At 63.8% G+C, this 17929-nt stretch carries 18 protein-coding genes; 7 read left to right on the top strand and 11 right to left on the bottom strand.

The genetic code is table 11. The annotated features are described in order from the left end of the window. Positions 1 to 97: 97 nt before the first annotated feature. From Q6A48_RS13770 to Q6A48_RS13755, 4 genes are all read right to left on the bottom strand, one after another. Entirely contained in the window at positions 98 to 541 is a 444-nt protein-coding gene (locus tag Q6A48_RS13770) for a hotdog fold thioesterase (protein WP_304554739.1), read from the bottom strand. 103 nt (positions 542 to 644) lie between these two features. After that, positions 645 to 1097 carry a phosphohistidine phosphatase SixA gene (gene sixA / locus Q6A48_RS13765; protein WP_304554654.1) on the bottom strand — a complete coding sequence of 151 codons (453 nt, stop codon included), beginning with the start codon at positions 1095 to 1097 and terminating at the stop codon, positions 645 to 647. Further along, entirely contained in the window at positions 1094 to 1441 is a 348-nt protein-coding gene (locus Q6A48_RS13760) for a DUF4389 domain-containing protein (RefSeq protein ID WP_304554653.1), read from the bottom strand. Before Q6A48_RS13760 ends, sixA begins: the two co-directional genes overlap by 4 nt. 28 nt (positions 1442 to 1469) lie before the next feature. Further along, the gene (locus Q6A48_RS13755) at positions 1470 to 2495 is read right to left on the bottom strand and encodes an NAD(P)H-dependent glycerol-3-phosphate dehydrogenase (protein ID WP_304554652.1); all 1026 of its coding nucleotides are present in this window, start codon (positions 2493 to 2495) and stop codon (positions 1470 to 1472) included. Positions 2496 to 2694: 199 nt separating this feature from the next. On the opposite strand from Q6A48_RS13755, the gene Q6A48_RS13750 reads away from it, so the two are divergent. The 5 genes from Q6A48_RS13750 (at position 2695) to fabB (ending at position 9657) form a co-directional block, all read left to right on the top strand. Continuing rightward, positions 2695 to 4821 (top strand): TonB-dependent receptor plug domain-containing protein, encoded by a 2127-nt coding sequence (locus Q6A48_RS13750; RefSeq protein WP_304554651.1) that lies wholly within the window; start codon positions 2695 to 2697, stop codon positions 4819 to 4821. Further along, the gene (locus tag Q6A48_RS13745) at positions 4822 to 5751 is read left to right on the top strand and encodes an ABC transporter substrate-binding protein (RefSeq protein WP_369811699.1); all 930 of its coding nucleotides are present in this window, start codon (positions 4822 to 4824) and stop codon (positions 5749 to 5751) included. Then, positions 5748 to 7649 carry an ATP-binding protein gene (locus tag Q6A48_RS13740; RefSeq protein WP_304554649.1) on the top strand — a complete coding sequence of 634 codons (1902 nt, stop codon included), beginning with the start codon at positions 5748 to 5750 and terminating at the stop codon, positions 7647 to 7649. The genes Q6A48_RS13745 and Q6A48_RS13740 overlap by 4 nt, the downstream gene beginning before the upstream one ends. A gap of 260 nt (positions 7650 to 7909) precedes the next feature. Continuing rightward, positions 7910 to 8425 (top strand): 3-hydroxyacyl-[acyl-carrier-protein] dehydratase FabA, encoded by a 516-nt coding sequence (gene fabA / locus Q6A48_RS13735; RefSeq protein WP_003204400.1) that lies wholly within the window; start codon positions 7910 to 7912, stop codon positions 8423 to 8425. Positions 8426 to 8436: 11 nt separating this feature from the next. Next, positions 8437 to 9657, top strand: a complete 1221-nt coding sequence (fabB, locus tag Q6A48_RS13730; RefSeq protein ID WP_304554648.1) for a beta-ketoacyl-ACP synthase I — start codon at positions 8437 to 8439, stop codon at positions 9655 to 9657. A gap of 195 nt (positions 9658 to 9852) precedes the next feature. Here the strand turns inward: fabB and Q6A48_RS13725 are convergent, their stop codons facing one another. Both Q6A48_RS13725 and Q6A48_RS13720 read right to left on the bottom strand, forming a co-directional pair. Beyond that, a complete protein-coding gene (locus Q6A48_RS13725) occupies positions 9853 to 10317 on the bottom strand; it encodes a DUF3859 domain-containing protein (protein WP_304554647.1) in 465 nt (154 codons plus the stop codon). 221 nt (positions 10318 to 10538) lie between these two features. Beyond that, positions 10539 to 11492: an amidohydrolase family protein gene (locus Q6A48_RS13720; RefSeq protein ID WP_304554738.1), complete on the bottom strand. Its 954-nt coding sequence runs from the start codon at positions 11490 to 11492 to the stop codon at positions 10539 to 10541. Between the two features lie 185 nt (positions 11493 to 11677). On the opposite strand from Q6A48_RS13720, the gene Q6A48_RS13715 reads away from it, so the two are divergent. Next, the gene (locus Q6A48_RS13715; RefSeq protein WP_304554646.1) at positions 11678 to 12538 is read left to right on the top strand and encodes a pirin family protein; all 861 of its coding nucleotides are present in this window, start codon (positions 11678 to 11680) and stop codon (positions 12536 to 12538) included. A gap of 152 nt (positions 12539 to 12690) precedes the next feature. On the opposite strand, the gene Q6A48_RS13710 is transcribed toward Q6A48_RS13715, so the two are convergent. From Q6A48_RS13710 to Q6A48_RS13695, 4 genes are all read right to left on the bottom strand, one after another. Continuing rightward, on the bottom strand, positions 12691 to 13419 hold the full coding sequence (locus Q6A48_RS13710; protein ID WP_304554645.1) for a dienelactone hydrolase family protein: 729 nt from the start codon (positions 13417 to 13419) through the stop codon (positions 12691 to 12693). A 146-nt stretch (positions 13420 to 13565) separates the two neighbouring features. Further along, on the bottom strand, positions 13566 to 15470 hold the full coding sequence (gene htpG, locus Q6A48_RS13705; RefSeq protein ID WP_304554644.1) for a molecular chaperone HtpG: 1905 nt from the start codon (positions 15468 to 15470) through the stop codon (positions 13566 to 13568). A gap of 87 nt (positions 15471 to 15557) precedes the next feature. Next, positions 15558 to 16019 (bottom strand): PaaI family thioesterase, encoded by a 462-nt coding sequence (locus tag Q6A48_RS13700; protein WP_304554643.1) that lies wholly within the window; start codon positions 16017 to 16019, stop codon positions 15558 to 15560. After that, positions 16016 to 16492, bottom strand: coding sequence for a PaaI family thioesterase (locus Q6A48_RS13695; RefSeq protein ID WP_304554737.1), 477 nt, complete (start codon positions 16490 to 16492; stop codon positions 16016 to 16018). Before Q6A48_RS13695 ends, Q6A48_RS13700 begins: the two co-directional genes overlap by 4 nt. A 157-nt stretch (positions 16493 to 16649) precedes the next feature. Between Q6A48_RS13695 and Q6A48_RS13690 the strand changes: the two genes are divergently transcribed. Further along, complete coding sequence (locus Q6A48_RS13690; protein WP_304554642.1) at positions 16650 to 16901, top strand: hypothetical protein; 252 nt, start codon at positions 16650 to 16652, stop codon at positions 16899 to 16901. 73 nt (positions 16902 to 16974) lie between these two features. Here the strand turns inward: Q6A48_RS13690 and Q6A48_RS13685 are convergent, their stop codons facing one another. Beyond that, on the bottom strand, positions 16975 to 17712 hold the full coding sequence (locus tag Q6A48_RS13685) for a DUF599 domain-containing protein (protein WP_304554641.1): 738 nt from the start codon (positions 17710 to 17712) through the stop codon (positions 16975 to 16977). Positions 17713 to 17929: the final 217 nt, after the last annotated feature.

Raw genomic sequence — 17929 nt, 5'->3', positions numbered from 1 at the left:
CGGTATGCCAGGTGGATCGAGTCGACCGGTTTGGGGGCGCTTCGCACCCCGACGGGGATAAATCCCCTCGCCACCAGGGACCGGCGCCAGGTCAGCCTCACCGCGCCGGCGGCTGCTCACCCAGCGGCACCACTGCCATGGTCAGGCGCGATACGCAGTTGACCTTGCCATCATCGTTGGTCAGGCGGATGTCCCAGACCTGGGTGGTGCGGCCCAGGTGGACCATCCGGGCCGTGGCCGTGACCCGGCCGCTGCGCACGCCGCGCAGGTGGTTGGCGTTGATCTCCAGCCCGACGCAATAGAACTTGCTGGTGTCCACGCACAGGTACGCCGCCATGGACCCGACCGTCTCGGCCAGCACCACCGAGGCGCCGCCATGCAGCAGGCCGAAGGGCTGGTGGGTGCGATGGTCGACCACCATGCTGGCGGTCAGGGATTCGTCGTCGAACGACTCGAAGCGAATATCGAGCACTTCGCTGATGGTGTTCTTGCCGGCGGCATTCAGTTGTTCGATGTCAGGGGTGGTGCGCCACAAACTCATCGTGTTCATTCCTTTATCGTTGTTATTGGCTCGAACCCCCGGCCTTCGCCCAGGCTCTGTCTGAAAGGTGTTTGCGCGAGTGCAGACATCTTTCAGACAGCGCCTAGGGGTGCCGAAGGCCCTTGAGGGTCATCGCCCCGGCCAGCGGCAGGTCGCCTTCCAGCTCGGCCAGGCCGGCGGTCTGCACCTGTTCGGGTTGTTGCAGGTGGCCGTGTTGCAACAGGCCCAGTAGGCTGCCCACCAATGGGTTGTGGCTGACCAGTAATACCGGGGCCTCGTCCCCCAGGTGCTCCAGGACTTTTTGCGGACGGGTCTCCGGCGTCAGCCAGTCGACCGTGATCAACTGCGCCTCGAACCCCAGCGCTTCGCGCACCAGTTGCGCGGTCTGCTGGGCGCGCCGGTAGGGGCTGGCATAGATGGCCGCCAACGGCTGGCCGATCAGGTGCGCGGCACTGCGCAGCACCTCTTCGCGACCGTGCTCGGTCAGGGCCCGCTCGGGGTCGGGGCGGCTGCCGTAGGGTTCGGCCTCGCCGTGACGCAATACCCAGAGCTTCATAGCTTGGGCTCTTCGTCCCGGACCGGATGCGCGGCCGGTGCCACCACGTGAGGGGCTTCACCTTCCGGCGTGCGGGGGGACGGCCAATCGGCGAACGGCCAGGGCTTCTGGTCGCTGTGGAAGGTGCCGAAACGGCCGATCTGCGCCAGGAACTGGCTCAGGCTGTCGCCGAAATTCATCAGGCTGGCGCTGGGCGCGCCGTAGATCAGCCGATAGATCAACTGCACCAGCACCACGGCGCCGAGGATGAACTGCGCCACTTGCCAGACCAGCAGGTAGATCACCATCCACAGCACGCGCAGCAGGATGGATTCGTATTGGGGTTGTCCTTTCGGATCGTTCATGGCTCGCTCCGGCTTGCGGTCAAAAGACTCAGTTGAAACCGCTGGTGGAAATGAAATCGACGTCGGTCTTCGGTTCGCCACGCATCAGCAACTCGATCACCTGCTCCAGCGTACGCCCCTCGAACAGGATGGCATGCAGCCCGGCCACCAGCGGCATGTACACCCCGGCCTCCTGGGACTTGGCCTTGAGCACCTTGAGGGTGTTGACCCCTTCGGCCACCTCGCCCAGGCGCGACACGGCCTCATCGAGGCTCAGGCCCTGGCCGAGGGCGAAGCCGACCTGATAGTTGCGGCTCTTGGGCGACGAACAGGTGACGATGAGATCGCCCACCCCGGCCAGGCCGAGGAACGTCATCGGGTTGGCCCCCTGGCTGACGGCAAAGCGGGTCATTTCCGCCAGCGCCCGGGTGATCAGCATGCTCTTGGTGTTCTCGCCCATGCCCAACGCCACCGCCATGCCGGCGATGATTGCATAGACGTTCTTCAGCGCCCCACCCAGCTCCACGCCGAAGCGGTCGGCACTGGCATAGACGCGGAAGGTGCGCCCATGGAGCGCCGCCTGGACCCGCTGGCACAGTTCCTCGTCTTCGCTGGCCACCACCGTTGCGGTCAAGGCGTGCTCGGCGATCTCGCGCGCCAGGTTCGGCCCGGAAATCACACCGATCCGGGCCTTGGGGGCGATGTCCTGGAGAATCTCGCTCATCAGCTTGAACGTCTGCGCCTCGATGCCCTTGGTCAGGCTCACCAGCAACTTGCCGCTCAGGCGTTCGGCATGGGGCGCCAGGACCGTGCGCAAGGCGCTGGAGGGCAAGGCGACGAAAAACAGTTCGCTGTCATCGAGGGTCGCCTGCAGGTCAGTGACCGGCTCCACTTCCGGGCGGATCTTGATGCCCTTGAGGTAACGCGGGTTCTCGCGGTTGACCCGGATGGCCTCGGCCTGCTCCGGGTCACGCATCCATTGGCGCACCGGATGGCCATTCTCGGCCAGCAGGTTGGCCACGGCGGTACCGAAACTCCCGCCTCCCAGGACCGCAATCGGGCGCTGATCAGTCATATGCAATCCGTTCATCCATACCAAGTGGCAATGCGGGGCATTATACGGAGCGGCCGCAGCGCGACCAGCCCCGGCAACAATTACCGACGGTTGTAGGAAGCTGACCACCGATTCCTAGGAAAATGCTGTCAACGCGAATGGAAAAGTCGTTCGGCTCGGTTAACATGCGCGCCATTCCCCTGTTATCAAAGGCTGCACCGTGCCCGCTGGCCCTTCCCGCTCCGGTTCGTCCCTGCTATTGGCGCTGCTCCTCAGCCCGCCAGTGCTGGGCGACGACCTGTTCGTGGACAGCCAGGCCCTGCCCCAGGTGCTGACGGCCACGCGGCTGAAACAATCGCCGGCGGCGGTGCCCGGCAGCATGACCGTGCTCGACAGCGAGTTGATCAAGGCCAGCGGCGCCCGCGACATCAGCGAGCTGCTGCGGCTGGTGCCGGGCATGATGGTCGGCAACATCAGCGGCAACCAGGCCGCCGTGAACTACCACGGCACCAACGCCAGCGAAGCCCGGCGCATGCAGGTGTTGATCGACGGCCGCTCGGTGTACCGCGCCGGCCTGGCCACCGTGGACTGGAGCGATATCCCGGTGGCCATGGAAGACATCGAGCGGATCGAAGTCTTTCGCGGCCCCAACACGGTCAGCTACGGCGCCAACGCGCTGATGGCCGTGGTCAACATCATCACCCGCGCCCCGGCCGACAGCCACGGCACCCGCCTGAAGTTCACCCGGGGCCAGCGCGGCATCAGCGACTGGTACGCCAGCCAGGGCAGCGGTTGGGAGGGCGGCGACCTGCGCCTGTCCTTGTCCGGCCAGGAAGACGACGGTTTCGACAGTGACCGCAATGGCGCCGACTACCGCGACAGCCGGCGCCTGGAGCGCTTCAACCTGTCGGTCAGCCAGACGCTGGACGAACGCCAGAGCCTGGACTGGCAATTGAACGCCAAGGACGGCACCAACCAGCGGCCCTACACCTACCGCCCGGTGTTTGCCGGGATTACCGCCGCCGGGGATAACTCCGACGTCATTGCCAAGGACTACGCCGGTTCGCTGCGCTGGAACCTGGACCTGGACCCCGACCACAGCCTTTATGTGCAGGGCTCTATCCAACACTGGGATCGCCAGCAGACCTGGCGCGCCTGCGACGCCGAAGTGTCCTTCAGCCCGCAACTGACCGACCTTTGGCAACTCAACCCCAACTACGCCGAGAAGCTGGCGCGCAACATGCCGTCGTTCACCGGCACCGGCGCGCCGCCCGGCGGCACGCCCCAGGAACAGGCACTGGCCAACCAGGTGATCGACCAGTGGCGCAACGGTGCCTCGCAAACCCTGTGCGGGGACATCGACCAGAGCACCCGGGAATCGCGCTACGACCTGGAAGTCCAGGACACCTTGAGCCTGTCCGACAGCCTGCGCCTGGTGAGCGGGGCGAATTACCGCTACGACCGGGCCGATTCCGAGACCTACTTCAACGGCACGCTGGACGACACCACCTGGCGCCTGTTCGGCCAGCTCGAATGGCGGGCCAGCGAGCACTGGCTGTTGCAGGGCGGCGCCATGTTCGAGGACACGCGCCTGACCGGCAGCTCGCTGACGCCCCGGGTGGCCGTCAACTACCTGATCACCCCGCGCCACGGCCTGCGTGCGGTGTACTCCGAAGCCGTGCGCTCGCCGGACATGTTCGAGAACAACGTCAACTGGAGCTACCAGGTCACCAACCTGCAGCCTTCCGCCTTCGGCCAGCGCAGCGCCCGCTACTTCGTCGTGACCCGCGGCCCGGGCAACCTGGAACAGGAACACATGCGCTCCCGGGAACTGGGCTACAACGGCTACTTCATGGACCTGGGCCTGACCGTCGACGTGAAACTGTTCCACGACGACATCACCGGCATGATCAGCGAACCGCTGCGCAACAACCAGTACATCGCCAGCAACAGCAACCAGGCGCAGTTCTCCGGGGCCGAAACCCAGTTCGACTGGCGCGCGACCAGCGCCGACCGCCTGCGCCTGACCTACGCCTACGTCGACGCCCAGGCGAGCAACCCCCTCGATGAGCAACTGACCGCCCGCAACAGCGGTTCGGCCGGCTGGCTGCGGGACTGGGGCCAGGGCTGGAACAGCGCGGTGTTCTATTACGCCGCCAACGCCCTGGACGGCTATCGTTTCGAACGGGTCGACACGCGGGTCGCCCGGCGCATTCCCCTGGGCAAGGCCAGCCTGGAATTGGCCGGGACCCTGCAACAGCGCCTGGACGACCAGCCCACCACCTTCGTCGACAACCGCTACGACTCCCGCCATGTGCTGTATTTCAGCGCAGAGTTGAGTTTCTAGATGTTCCGCCACCCACCCCGCTCGACGCCACTGCGTGGCTGCCGGAGGCTGGCGCTAGGGTTGTTGCTCATGCTCGGGTTGACGACCCAGGCCCGGGGCGCCGAGATCCTGCTGACCGGTGCCGAGGACAGCCCCGGCGTGCAATCCTTCACCCAGGCGCTCAAAGCCCTGCGCCCGGAAGACAGCGTGCGGTTCACGCCGCTGGCCAGCCTGCCGACGCCCGACAAGCTGCCCGGCAGCACCCGCCTGGTCCTGCTCGACCTGCCCAGCCTGGACTGGCGCCTGCAAGATACTCGCGGGCCGGCCACCCTGGTGCTGCGCATCAGTCGCCTGCAAGCCCGGGACCGCCTGGGCGAGGCGACGCCCAATCACCTGAGCCTGCTGTGGAGCGACCCGCCCGTGGCACGGCAGCTGCGCCTGATCCGCACGATCCTGCCGCAGCTGCGCCGGGTCGGTGTGCTGTACGACGGGCACAGTGAGTTTTTGCTCAACGACATCCGCCAGGCCGCCGCGCCGCTGGGCCTGGAAGTCGTCGCCGAGCGCTGGGACGACACCCGTGACAGCCGGCCCCTGCAAAACCTGCTGGGCCAGAGCGATGTGTTGCTGGGTCTCGACGACCCCGACCTGTACAACCCCAAGACCGTGAAGAACCTGCTGCTCAGCAGCTATGCCCGGCAGCGGCCGTTGATCGGCCCCAGCGCCGCCTTCGTCAAGGCCGGCAGCCTGGCGAGCACCTACAGCGACCAGGACGACTGGCTGGCGATCCTCGACGAACTGCTCGATCGCCCTGCCGCGACCTGGCCGCGCACGTTGTACCCGGCCCGTTTCAAAGTCCTGGGCAACCGCCAGGTCACCCGCTCGCTGGGGATCGAACCGATTGATGCCGAGTCCGTCGCTGCAACGTTGGCCGAAGGAGAACACCGCCCATGACCTTGCGTCGCCGTTGGGACATCAACACCCGCACCCAGCTCATCGCCCTCGGCCCGGCGTTGCTGCTGACCGTGCTGTTGATCAGCTTCTTTACCTTCGTGCGGATCCAGGACCTGCGCCAGGAACTCAATCACACCGGGCAACTGATCGCCAACCAATTGGCTCCCGCCACGGAGTACGGGGTCATTTCCGGCAACAACGATGTCCTGGAAAGCTTGCTCACGGCGACCCTGGCGACGCCCCACGTGCGCTTCCTCGAAGTGCAGGACAGCACCGGCAAGGTGCTGGTGTATGTCGAGCAACCCGAGCAGGCCCGCAGTCACTCCCAGCAGATCGAGGTCTTCCAGTCCCCGGTCCGCCTGCAGCGCATCGCCCTGAACAACGATTTCCTGCAAGGCAACGCCACCGCCGTCGAGACGCCGGTGGAGGATTACCTGGGCCGGGTGATCGTCGGCATGTCCAGCGACGCCTTCAGCCAGCGGCAACAGGAAATCCTGTTCAAGGCCGCGATCCTGGCGCTGTTCGCCCTGCTGTTCACCTTTCTCGTGGCACGCCGGCTGGCAGCCAACCTGTCGCAGCCCATCCGTGACATCGGCAACGCGGTCAAGGCCATCCAGCAAGGCGACTACAGCACGCCGCTGCCCATCGTCGACGACGCCGAACTGGGCGCCTTGTCGCGGCACATCAACAACCTCGCCGACGGGCTGGAGCAGGCCAGCCGGGAACAGCACCAGACCATTGCGCAACTGATCCAGACCCGCGAAGAAGCGGAAAAGGCCAACAGCGCCAAGTCCGAGTTCCTGGCGATGATGAGCCATGAACTGCGCACGCCCATGAACGGCGTGCTGGGCATGCTGCAACTGCTGGAAACCACCCGCTTGAGCGACGAGCAGCACGAGTACACGGCGCTGGCGTCGGAATCCACCGAACACCTGCTCAAGGTGATCAACGACATCCTCGACTTCTCGCGCATCGAGCGCTCGGCCCTGGAGCTGGAACACATTCCGTTCAACCTGGCGGAACTGGTGGGCAGTTGCGCGCAGTCGTTCCAGCACAGCGCCGCGCAACGCCAGTTGGGCCTGGACCTGCTGATCCCCGAGGACATGCAGGCCTTGCAGGTCCAGGGGGATCCGACGCGGATACGGCAGATCCTGGTGAACCTGATCGGCAACGCGTTGAAGTTCACCGAGCAGGGCCAGGTCACCGTGCAATGCCAGTGGCAAGCCCTCGACCACGAGTTGCTGTGGTTCACCTGCACGGTCCGCGACAGCGGCATCGGGATCGCCGGCGAGACCCTCGAGCGCATGTTCGACGCCTTCCAGCAGGCCGACAGCTCGATTTCCCGGCGCTACGGCGGCACCGGCCTGGGCCTGCCGATCGCCCGCACCCTGGCCGAACGCATGGGCGGGACGCTGCGCGCCCAGAGCGAGGAAGGCCAGGGCTCGGTGTTCACCCTGGAAATCCCGCTGGCGCTGTCGCGGCAGACACCGCCGGTGCTGGCGGCGCGCCAGCCGGACGCCGAAGGTGACGGCGCGGGCCGTACCATCCTGCTGGTGGAGGACAACCCGGTGAACCAGACCGTGACCCAGGCGATGCTGCGCAGCCTGGGCTTCACCGTCAGCGTCGCCACCGACGGCGCCCAGGCCGTGCGCAGCGCCGAGCGCCAGGCCTTCGAGGCGATCCTCATGGACTGCCGGCTGCCGGTCATCGATGGCTACGAGGCCACCCGCCGGATCCGCCGGCTGCCAGGGTGCGACGCGGTGCCGATCATCGCCCTGACGGCCAACGCCTTGCAGGGCGATCGCGAAGCGTGTCTCGACGCGGGGATGAACGATTACCTGGCCAAACCGTTCAAAAGGATTGACCTGCAGCAAATTCTGCAGCGATGGGTGGGCTAGAGGCCCGCGCGAAATAGCCACTGGAACCATCTGCGACTGGCGTGAAAGGCGAAAGTGCGGCAGTCTTAGGCACCCGAACACGCCTCGATTGGGGCTTGATTTAAAATTTCAGTGCACAGGTGTACATTCATTTCCCGTGTGCTGTGACTTTCACTACAACGCAATAGTCTATGAGTAGGCTGTCGATTCGAGGCATGACCGCTTCTATCGACCGGGAAGATTTGCCCCACCCTGCCGCAGGGGACTATTGAGGAGCTCGCATGACCAAACAAAACGCCTTTACCCGGGAAGACCTGCTGCGCTGCAGTCGCGGTGAGCTGTTCGGCCCAGGTAACGCGCAACTGCCCGCCCCGAACATGCTGATGGTGGATCGCATCACCCATATCAGCGAAGAGGGTGGCAAGTACGGCAAAGGTGAATTGGTCGCCGAGCTGGATATCACTCCGGACCTGTGGTTCTTCGCCTGCCATTTCGAAGGCGATCCGGTGATGCCGGGCTGCCTGGGCCTCGATGCCATGTGGCAACTGGTCGGTTTCTTCCTCGGCTGGCAAGGCCTGCCGGGCCGCGGCCGCGCCCTGGGTTCGGGCGAAGTGAAGTTCTTTGGTCAGGTCCTGCCGACCGCGAAGAAGATCACCTATAACATTCATATCAAACGCGTCCTCAAGGGCAAGCTGAACATGGCCATCGCCGATGGTTCGGTCGCCGTGGACGGGCGCGAGATCTACACCGCCGAAGGCCTCCGGGTTGGCGTTTTCACCTCCACTGACAACTTCTAAGGGTTATCCGCATGCGCCGCGTCGTTATCACTGGTCTGGGCATCGTTTCGTGCCTGGGCAATGACAAAGAGACCGTCACCGCTAACCTGCGTGCAAGTCGCCCTGGCATCCGGTTCAACCCGGAATACGCCGAAATGGGTCTGCGTAGCCAGGTTTCCGGCTCCATTGACCTCAATCTCGAAGAACTGATCGATCGCAAGATCTACCGTTTCGTCGGCCATGCGGCGGCCTACGCCTACCTGGCCATGAAGGATGCCATCGCTGACTCCGGCCTGACCGAAGAGCAGGTTTCCAACCCGCGTACCGGCCTGATCGCCGGCTCCGGCGGCGCCTCCACGCTGAACCAGATGGAAGCGCTGGACATCCTGCGCGAGAAAGGCGTCAAGCGCGTTGGCCCGTACCGCGTCACCCGGACCATGAGCAGCACCGTTTCCGCCTGCCTGGCCACGCCATTCAAGATCAAGGGCCTGAACTACTCCATCGCTTCTGCCTGCGCCACCAGTGCCCATTGCATCGGCACCGCCATGGAACAGATCCAGATGGGCAAGCAGGACATCGTCTTCGCCGGCGGCGGTGAAGAGGAACATTGGAGCCAGTCGTTCCTGTTCGACGCCATGGGCGCCCTGTCCAGCAAGCGCAACGACACGCCGGAGAAAGCCTCCCGCGCCTACGACGCCGACCGTGACGGCTTCGTCATCGCCGGCGGCGGCGGCATGGTCGTGGTCGAGGAGCTGGAACACGCCCTGGCCCGTGGAGCGAAGATCTACGCGGAAATCGTCGGCTACGGCGCGACTTCCGATGGCTACGACATGGTCGCGCCAAGCGGTGAAGGTGCCGTGCGTTGCATGCAGATGGCCATGTCCACGGTCGATGCGCCGATCGACTACCTGAACACCCACGGCACCTCGACCCCGGTCGGCGACGTCGCGGAAATGAAAGGTGTGCGCGAAGTGTTCGGCGACAAGGCCCCGGCCATCAGCTCCACCAAGAGCCTGTCGGGTCACTCCCTGGGCGCCGCCGGCGTCCACGAAGCGATCTACTGCATGCTGATGATGGAAGGCAACTTCATGGCTGGCTCGGCCAACATCGACGAGCTGGATCCGGAAGTGGCCGACCTGCCGATCCTGACCAAGACCCGCGAAGACGCCACCATCAATACGGTGATGAGCAACAGCTTCGGCTTCGGCGGCACCAACGCCACCCTGGTCCTGAAGCGCTGGCAGGGCCAGTAAGCCCCGCCGCTGTGCCGCACACAAAAACGCCCCGACTGGTTCGGGGCGTTTTTTTGCCTGTTCCATACACCACAAAGTCCCTGCGGAATTGCCCTTGTGGGAACGAGCTTGCTCGCGATAGCGATCGGTCAGGCAACAATGATATGGAATATCAGCTTGCTATCGCGAGCAAGCTCGCTCCCACAAGGGCCTGACTCAGCGCACCACGAACCGCTGCTGCGCCAGCAACCGATCCCCCTGGAACACCATGAACCGCCACTCCCCCGGCACCACTTCATGGCTTTCGGTGAATTCATAGGCCATGACATCCTGCGGCGCGCCGGGCACCAGTTTCTGCACGACTTCGAATTTATCGTGGCGCACGCCGTCGGGGGTACGGATGCCCGGAGTGAAGTACAGCAGGGTCAACGGCTGGTCATCCGCGACCTTGCCCGCCAACTGGTAGCGCATGCCGAACTTGGTGCCCAGCTTCGCCGGTACGCTCTCGGTCTGGCGAATCTGCTCGTTGCTGCGCCGCAGGACCCGCTCGCCCGATTGCAACTCGGCCTTGGGCCCTTCGAACACGCCATATTCCACCGGGCCTTCGACACGGACTTCGGCCTGCGCCAGGCCGCAGGTCAACAACAGCGCGACCAGTGCGCTTGAACGGGTGAGGTGCATAGTGCGCTCCTTGATTGAGATGAGCGCGAGGGTATGACGCGGGCGTGACAGGCTGATGACAAAGCCAATGCACCCTGATGCTCTTGTGGCGAGGGGATTTATCCCCGTTGGACTGCGCAGCAGGCCCCAAAACCTACTGGCATGATCGCTCTGGCACACCGAAGTGCCGGGTTTGGGGCCGCTTCGCGACCCAGCGGGGATAAATCCCCTCGCCACAGTTCTTAACGCGGGGCAGCCCCTGGCAATACCGAAAGGAAGTTATCCCGCGCCACCTTCCTGGCCACGTCCTCCGGCAAGGCATCCAGGAACGGGTCGAAGCGGTGCAGTGCCTTGCCCAGCTTGTTGAATCGCCCGACCACATCAGAACCCACCATGAAACGCTCAGGAAAGCGCTCCACCAGCTTTACCCACTCATCCCGGGGCTTGCCCGCCTCGTCCAGCAGGTACGGCGTGAGCAGGCTCCAGGACAGGTCAACGTACAGATTCGGGTAGGACTCCAGCAGCCGGGTCAGGGTCGGCAGGAGAAAGTCCAGCCGGGTCTGGTGCCGATGGATTTCCTTGCTGGTGCCGGCGTGGGCCCAGATGAACCGTGTGTGCGGGTGATTGCGCAACGGCTCCTCGATTTCGGCCAGGTACAGCGGATTTCTCTCGCGCTTGGAGGTGATGTTGGAATGCAACATCACCGGCAGGTCGTTCTCGGCCGCCAGATGATAGATCCGCGTCATCGCCTCGTTGTTGGCCCGCGGCGTATCGCCCGCGGTCAATGCGGTGAGGTCGTCATGGCGGGTGAACACTTCGCCGATGCCCTGCCAAAGGCCCGGGTACAGGTCGAGCATGCGCTGGATATGGGCGTCGGAGTTCTTGTCGTTGGGGTTGAAGCCCGACAGGAACGGATGAAAGTGCTGGCGTTGCTCGGCGGTCAACTTGCTCACCGCCGCGGCCACGATCACGTCGGTGGCGCTGTACCAGTAGGCGTCCGCATCGTCGCCGGCGTAATAGCGTGGACGCTTGGGCTCGTCCTCGTGCCATTTCTTGGCGACCGGGATGCCGGAAATCATCACATGCTCGATGCGATTGTCCGCCATCGCCTGGAGCAGCTTGGGCATCCCGGCGGTTTCCTGGAAGAAATCCACGTAATGCAGGTGTGCATCGCTGTAGGCGTATTCGCGTGCCATTGCGCTGCCGCTGGAAACGGCGAGCAGGCAAGCGAGGATCAGGCGGGTCGGGGACACGGGCACACTCCAGGGGTCGACAACAGCAGCATAGACCCTGACCGTCCCGCCTGCGTTCAAGCACACGTGCCGAGGCCAGCGACGGCGGGTTATGCTGCGCGCAACCGTTGCTCAACCTGGAAGACAACATGACCACGCTCCTGACCCTCCGCCCCCGTGCCGAAGATGTCGAAGGCCAGCCGATCCTGCGCCCGCTGCCGTCCGCCAAATGCCGCAGCGTCGGGCCTTTCGTGTTTTTCGATCACATGTTGCAGACCACCTACCCGGCCGGCCAAGGCATGAACATCCGCCAGCATCCCCATATCGGCCTGTCCACCCTCACCTACCTGTTCGAGGGCCAGTTGCAGCACAAGGACAGCCTCGGTTCCGACCAGGTGGTGAACGCCGGGGACGTCAGCTGGATGACCGCCGGCAGCGCCATCGCCCATGTCGAGCGCACGCCTGCGCCGTTGCTGGCCAGTGGCTTCAGCCTGCACGGCCTGCAAGTCTGGCTGGCCTCGCCCAAGGCCCACGAACAGGGCCCGGGGCACTACAGCCATCATCCGGCCCACAGCCTGCCGGTCAGCGATAACCTCGGCGTGCGCATCCGCATGATCGCCGGGACCGGCTTCTGCCTGGAATCACCGGTACCGGTGCTGTCGCCCACGCTGTACGCCGAATTGAACCTGCAAACGGCGACGACCCTGCTGATCCCCACTGAACACGAGGAACGGGCGCTGTATGTGCTGAGCGGTGAGGCGCTGCTGGACGCAGAGCCATTGGAACCCCATTCGCTGGTGATCCTGCCGGCCGGGCAGGAAATGGCCTTGTTTGCCGACAGCGACTGCCATGCCGTGCTGTTCGGCGGCGCGCCACTGGACGGGCCGCGACGGATGAATTGGAATTTCGTCTCCAGCGACCCGGCCCGGATCGACGAAGCCCGCCAGCGCTGGGCGGCCGGGGACTGGCCGACGGTGCCTGGGGAGAGCGAGCGGATCGAGTTGCCCTAGATTCAGGGTTGTCTGTCAGGCAGTCATCGCGAGCAAGCTCGCTCCCACACAGGACCGAGGTGCTCGCAACATTGTGAACGACCAAGATCCACTGTGGGAGCGAGCTTGCTCGCGATGGCGCTGTATCAGACCACTGAGATCCCGCACCAACCTCAACCCTTGAACACTTCATCCAGCAAGTTATGCATCGACCGGAACGCCCGCCCGGCGACCGTGGGGTTGTACATCATCTTGCCCGGCACATTGGCGTGGGGGTCGGTGAACGAATGCACCGCGCCGCCGTAGCTCAACAGTTGCCAATCGACCCCGGCGGCGTTCATTTCATCCTCGAACGCCGGCAGTTGCTCTTTCGGCACCAGCGGGTCGGAGGCACCGTGCATCACCAGCACCGCGCCCTGGATGTTCTGCGCATCCGCCGGGTTCGGCGTATCCAGGGTGCCGTGGAACGAGATCGCGGCCTTGAGCGGCGCTCCGCTGCGGGCCAGCTCCAGGGCGCAACAGCCACCGAAGCAGAAGCCGAACACCGCCAACCGAGACGTATCGACCTGCGCTTCGCCCTGGCTTTGCAACTGCTCGAATGCCGCCTGCATGCGCTTGCGCAGCAGGGCTCGATCATTCTTCAGGGGCATCATCGCCGCCCCGGCCTCGTCGGCATTGCCAGGGCGCACCGTTTGCCCGTACAGGTCGGCGATCAACACCACGTAGCCATTGGCTGCCACTGACTTGGCGATCTCCTCGGCACCCGCCCCGACACCCATCCAGTTCGGCGCCATCAGCAAACCCGGGCGCGGGCCCTGCTGGTTGACGTCGAAGGCCAGGCGGCCCTCATAACTTTGACCATCGATCTGATAGACCAGCGAACGCACCGTGACCTGACTCATGACGGATTCCTCTTGATAAACCTTTCAAGAAGCCCTTGTGGGAGCGAGCTTGCTCGCGATATCGGTCCACCCTTCAACAGATGCGTTGACTGGTTTACCGTCATCGCGAGCAAGCTCGCTCCCACAAGGGACTTTCCTGCGTCAGATTAAGCTGACAGTTCAACCAACAGCTTGTTCAGGCGACGCACATACGCCGCCGGATCTTTCAAGCTGTCGCCGGCCGCCAGGGCCGCCTGGTCGAACAGGATGTGGGACAGGTCGCCGAAACGCTCCTCGCTCTGCTCGTTGTCGAGCTTCTCAACCAGCGGGTGGGCCGGGTTGAATTCGAAGATCGGCTTGGAGTCCGGGACTTTCTGGCCGCTGGCTTCGAGGATCTGGCGCATTTGCAGGCCCAGGTCCTGTTCGCCGATGGCCAGGATCGCCGGGGAGTCGGTCAGGCGGTGCGAGACACGCACTTCGCTGACCGCATCGCCCAGGGCGGTCTTGATCCGCTCCACCAGGCCTTCCTTGCTCTTGGCGACTTCTTCGGCGGCTTTCTTGTCTTCTTCCGAATCCAGGTTGCCGAGGTCCAGGTCACCACGGGCCACGTCGACGAAGCTCTTGCCGTCGAATTCGCTGAGGTAGCTCATCAGCCACTCGTCGATGCGGTCGGTCAGCAGCAGCACTTCGATGCCTTTCTTGCGGAAGACTTCCAGGTGCGGGCTGTTCTTGACCTGTGCATACGTCTCACCGGTCAGGTAGTAGATCTTGTCCTGGCCTTCCTTGGCGCGGGCCAGGTAATCAGCCAGGCCAACGATCTGCTCGCCATCGTCACCCTGGGTCGACGCAAAGCGCAGCAGGCTGGCGATTTTCTCTTTGTTGGCGAAGTCCTCGGCGGGGCCTTCCTTCATCACCTGGCCGAAATTCTTCCAGAAGCTCTTGTACTGCTCGGGCTCGTTCTTCGCCAGCTTCTCCAGCATGTCCAGGACACGCTTGGTCAACGCCGACTTCATCGAGTCGATGATCGGGTCTTTCTGCAGGATTTCCCGCGACACGTTCAGGGACAGGTCGTTGGAGTCCACCACCCCCTTGATGAAGCGCAGGTACAACGGCAGGAACGACTCGGCCTGGTCCATCACGAACACGCGTTGCACGTACAGCTTCAAGCCACGCGGTGCCTCGCGCTGGTACAGGTCGAACGGCGCACGGGCCGGCACGTACAGCAGCGAGTTGTACTCCAGCTTGCCTTCGACCTTGTTATGGCTCCAGCTCAGCGGGTTCTCGTAGTCATGGGCGATGTGCTTGTAGAACTCCTGGTATTCCTCGTCCTTGACCTCGGTGCGCGGACGGGTCCACAGGGCACTGGCGCGGTTGACGGTTTCCCATTCCACTTCAGGCTTTTCTTCGCCTTCGGCAGCGGTGACTTCCTTCGGCAGCTCGATCGGCAGCGCGATATGGTCGGAGTATTTCTTGATGATGTTGCGCAGACGCCAGCCATCGGCGAATTCGTCCTCGCCAGACTTGAGGTGCAGCACGATGCGGGTACCGCGATCAGCCTTGTCGATGGTAGCGACTTCGAACTCGCCCTCGCCCTTGGAGGACCAGTGCACGCCTTCGCTCACGGCGAGGCCGGCGCGGCGGCTGAACACTTCGACCTGATCGGCCACGATGAACGCCGAGTAGAACCCGACGCCGAACTGGCCGATCAGGTGGGAATCCTTCTTCTGGTCACCGGACAGGTTCTTCATGAAGTCGGCGGTGCCGGACTTGGCGATGGTGCCCAGGTGCGTGATCACTTCTTCACGGCTCATGCCGATGCCGTTGTCTTCGAGGGTGACGGTCTTGGCGTCCTTGTCGAAGCTCACACGGATTTTCAGTTCGGCGCCACCTTCCAGCAGTTCAGGCTTGGACAGGGCTTCGAAACGTAATTTGTCGACGGCGTCAGAGGCGTTCGAAATCAGCTCGCGAAGGAAAATTTCCTTATTCGAATACAGCGAGTGAATCATCAGGTGCAGCAGTTGCTTCACCTCGGTCTGGAAGCCCAGGGTTTCCTTTTGAGTTTCCACGCTCATGGTCATCAAACTCCAAGTGGATGGTGGTGTCCGCCTCGCTGAGATTGGCGGCGGGATGTCCACAAGGTGGGGGCGTGCTGGATGATTTCAAGGGCGATCGGCTTTCGTGGGCTCCTGGATCTTGAAATGCGCCCGGGCCGTGGCGATCGGTTCGGCTTCGATGCCCTGCCAGGCCGTGATGGCGACGTTGGCGACGCGGCGCCCCTGGCGCCAGACCTGGCATTTGGCATAGGTGTCGCGAAACTGCCCGGTGCGCAGGTAATCCAGGGAAAAATCGATGATCTTCGGCACGCTCGGCACACCGGTGGCGATCAGCAGATGAACGGCCGCCGCCAGCTCCATGAAACCGGCGATGACCCCGCCATGGATCGCCGGCAGTAAAGGGTTACCAATGTTGTCCTTGTTCGCCGGTAGGCGGAACAGTAGTTCATCGCCCTGGCGCGAGCATTCCACCCCGATGAGCTGGGCATAGGGGATCGCCGCCAGTAGCAGCGCATAGTCGCCCTGCTCGCAGGCCTGGCGCAGTTGTTCGCGGCTGATCTCGCTCATGGCGTGCCCCCCGCGGTGGTCGGGCTGCGCAGGTTGATGCCCCGGGCGTGCTGGCCCAGGCGCATGAACGTGCCCACCACATGGGCGATGGGTTGCCCGGGGTCGTCCTGGTAGGCGAAGCCGCGGGTGAAGATCACGTCTGGCGTCACCCGGTAGCATTGGGCGAAACCGTAGACATCCTTGTGGGGCTCGGCGGCATGCATGTAGTCGATGCGCAGGTCCAGGGTCGGGCACACCTCGAACTGGGGAAGCACGCACAGGGTCGACATGCCGCACGCGGTGTCCATCAATGACGTCAACGCGCCACCATGAATGATGCCGGTCAGCGGGTTTCCGACGATCCGGGGGCTGAACGGCAGGATCACCGTCAACCCTTCGGCACCGGCGCTGTGCAGTTTCAAGCCCAGTACCTGGCAATGCCTGAGGGCCGATAGAAAACGTGTCGCGCGCTCAAAAACGGGGTCTTCGGCCATGTGCTCGGTGCTCGGGTAAGTGACGCGACCGGTTATCAGCCGCGTTCGGTAAAGTTCCATTGCAGATCAAGGTTATATATCTGTGACAACGCAGGAACTTAATCTCCGGGGCTGCGCTCAAAAGGCCAGTAGTTATTTCCATAAGGAGAAACACCCCATGCGTAAGACTTTAGCTATTGCCTTGATGTTGGCCGCCTCCCTCGGTCTCGCTGCCTGCGATAAGAAATCCGAGGACAAAGCTCAAGATGCCAACCAACACGCTGAGCAAGCTCAGCAAGACATGAACAAAGCACAGGATAAAGTGAACGACGCCGCGAAAGAAAACGCCGAAGCTGCCAAAGATCAGGCCGAAGCGAACAAAGCCGCCGAGCAAGAACAAGCCCCCGCTACAGCGCCTAAAACCAACTGATCCGGTTTTAGCGACAAAGGAAAACCCGCCTGGTGCGGGTTTTTCTTTGCCTGCCATTCGGCGACCGATGCCGTCACGTCCCATCCTGGAGAACTTCAGGGGCCGGTGCTTGTGTCGGGGTATAGACCATGACGTCCAGTACATCGGAATGAAACTCGCGCTGATAAAGCACAAACACCACGCCGGCACTCATCAACATGAATAACCAGGGACTGACGAACCAGGCCAACAGGGTCATGCCGAAATAATAAGCGCGCAGGCCGAAGTTGAACTGGTTGGCCGCCATCGAAATTACCCGCGCCGCGCGAAGGGCGAAGGCCTTGCGCTCCTGCTCCGACACATGGCGCTCGCCGATCATCGGCGCCGACCCCACCAGGACCGCCGCGAAGTTGTATTGGCGCATGCACCAGCTGAACGTGAAGAACGCATACACGAACACCAATGCCAGGCACAGCAACTTGACCTCCGCCATGCCTTGGGAGGCCTGCTGCACCATCGGCAGGTCCGCCAACAGCGACACTGCCCGATCAGACGCCCCGAGCACGGTCAGGATGCCGGCGAGGATGATCAGCGTGCTGGACGCGAAGAAGGAGGCATTGCGCTCCAGGTTGCCGATCACGCTGGCATCGGCGATGCGGTTCTCGCGCAACAGCATGCGGCGCATCCAGTCCTCGCGGTACAGGTGCATGACGCTGGCCAGGCACGCCGTGTCGCGGGCCTTCCAGGTGGCGTAGCGGGTATAGCCGGCCCAGCAGACGATGAACCAGGCGGCGGCCAGCAGATGGATCAGGTTGGCTTGGATGAATGACATTCGATTTCCTGTACTCCTAAAACATGATGTCTAAAGCCAGACTTGCCTGGAAAGACAGTCCTGTGGGGGGGGGGGGGGGGGGGGGGGGGGGGGGGGGGGGGGGGGGGGGGGGGGGGGGGGGGGGGGGGGGGGGGGGGGGGGGGGGGGGGGGTGGGGGGGGGGGGGGGGGGGGGGGGGGGGGGGGGGGGGGGGGGGGGGGGGGGGGGGGGGGGGGGGG

The sequence above is a fragment of the Pseudomonas citrullilanati genome (assembly GCF_030580855.1).
Classification (GTDB): Bacteria; Pseudomonadota; Gammaproteobacteria; order Pseudomonadales; family Pseudomonadaceae; genus Aquipseudomonas; species Aquipseudomonas citrulli.
Note: the sequence above shows the minus strand (reverse complement) of the source record. Positions and strands in the feature narration are given on the sequence as shown.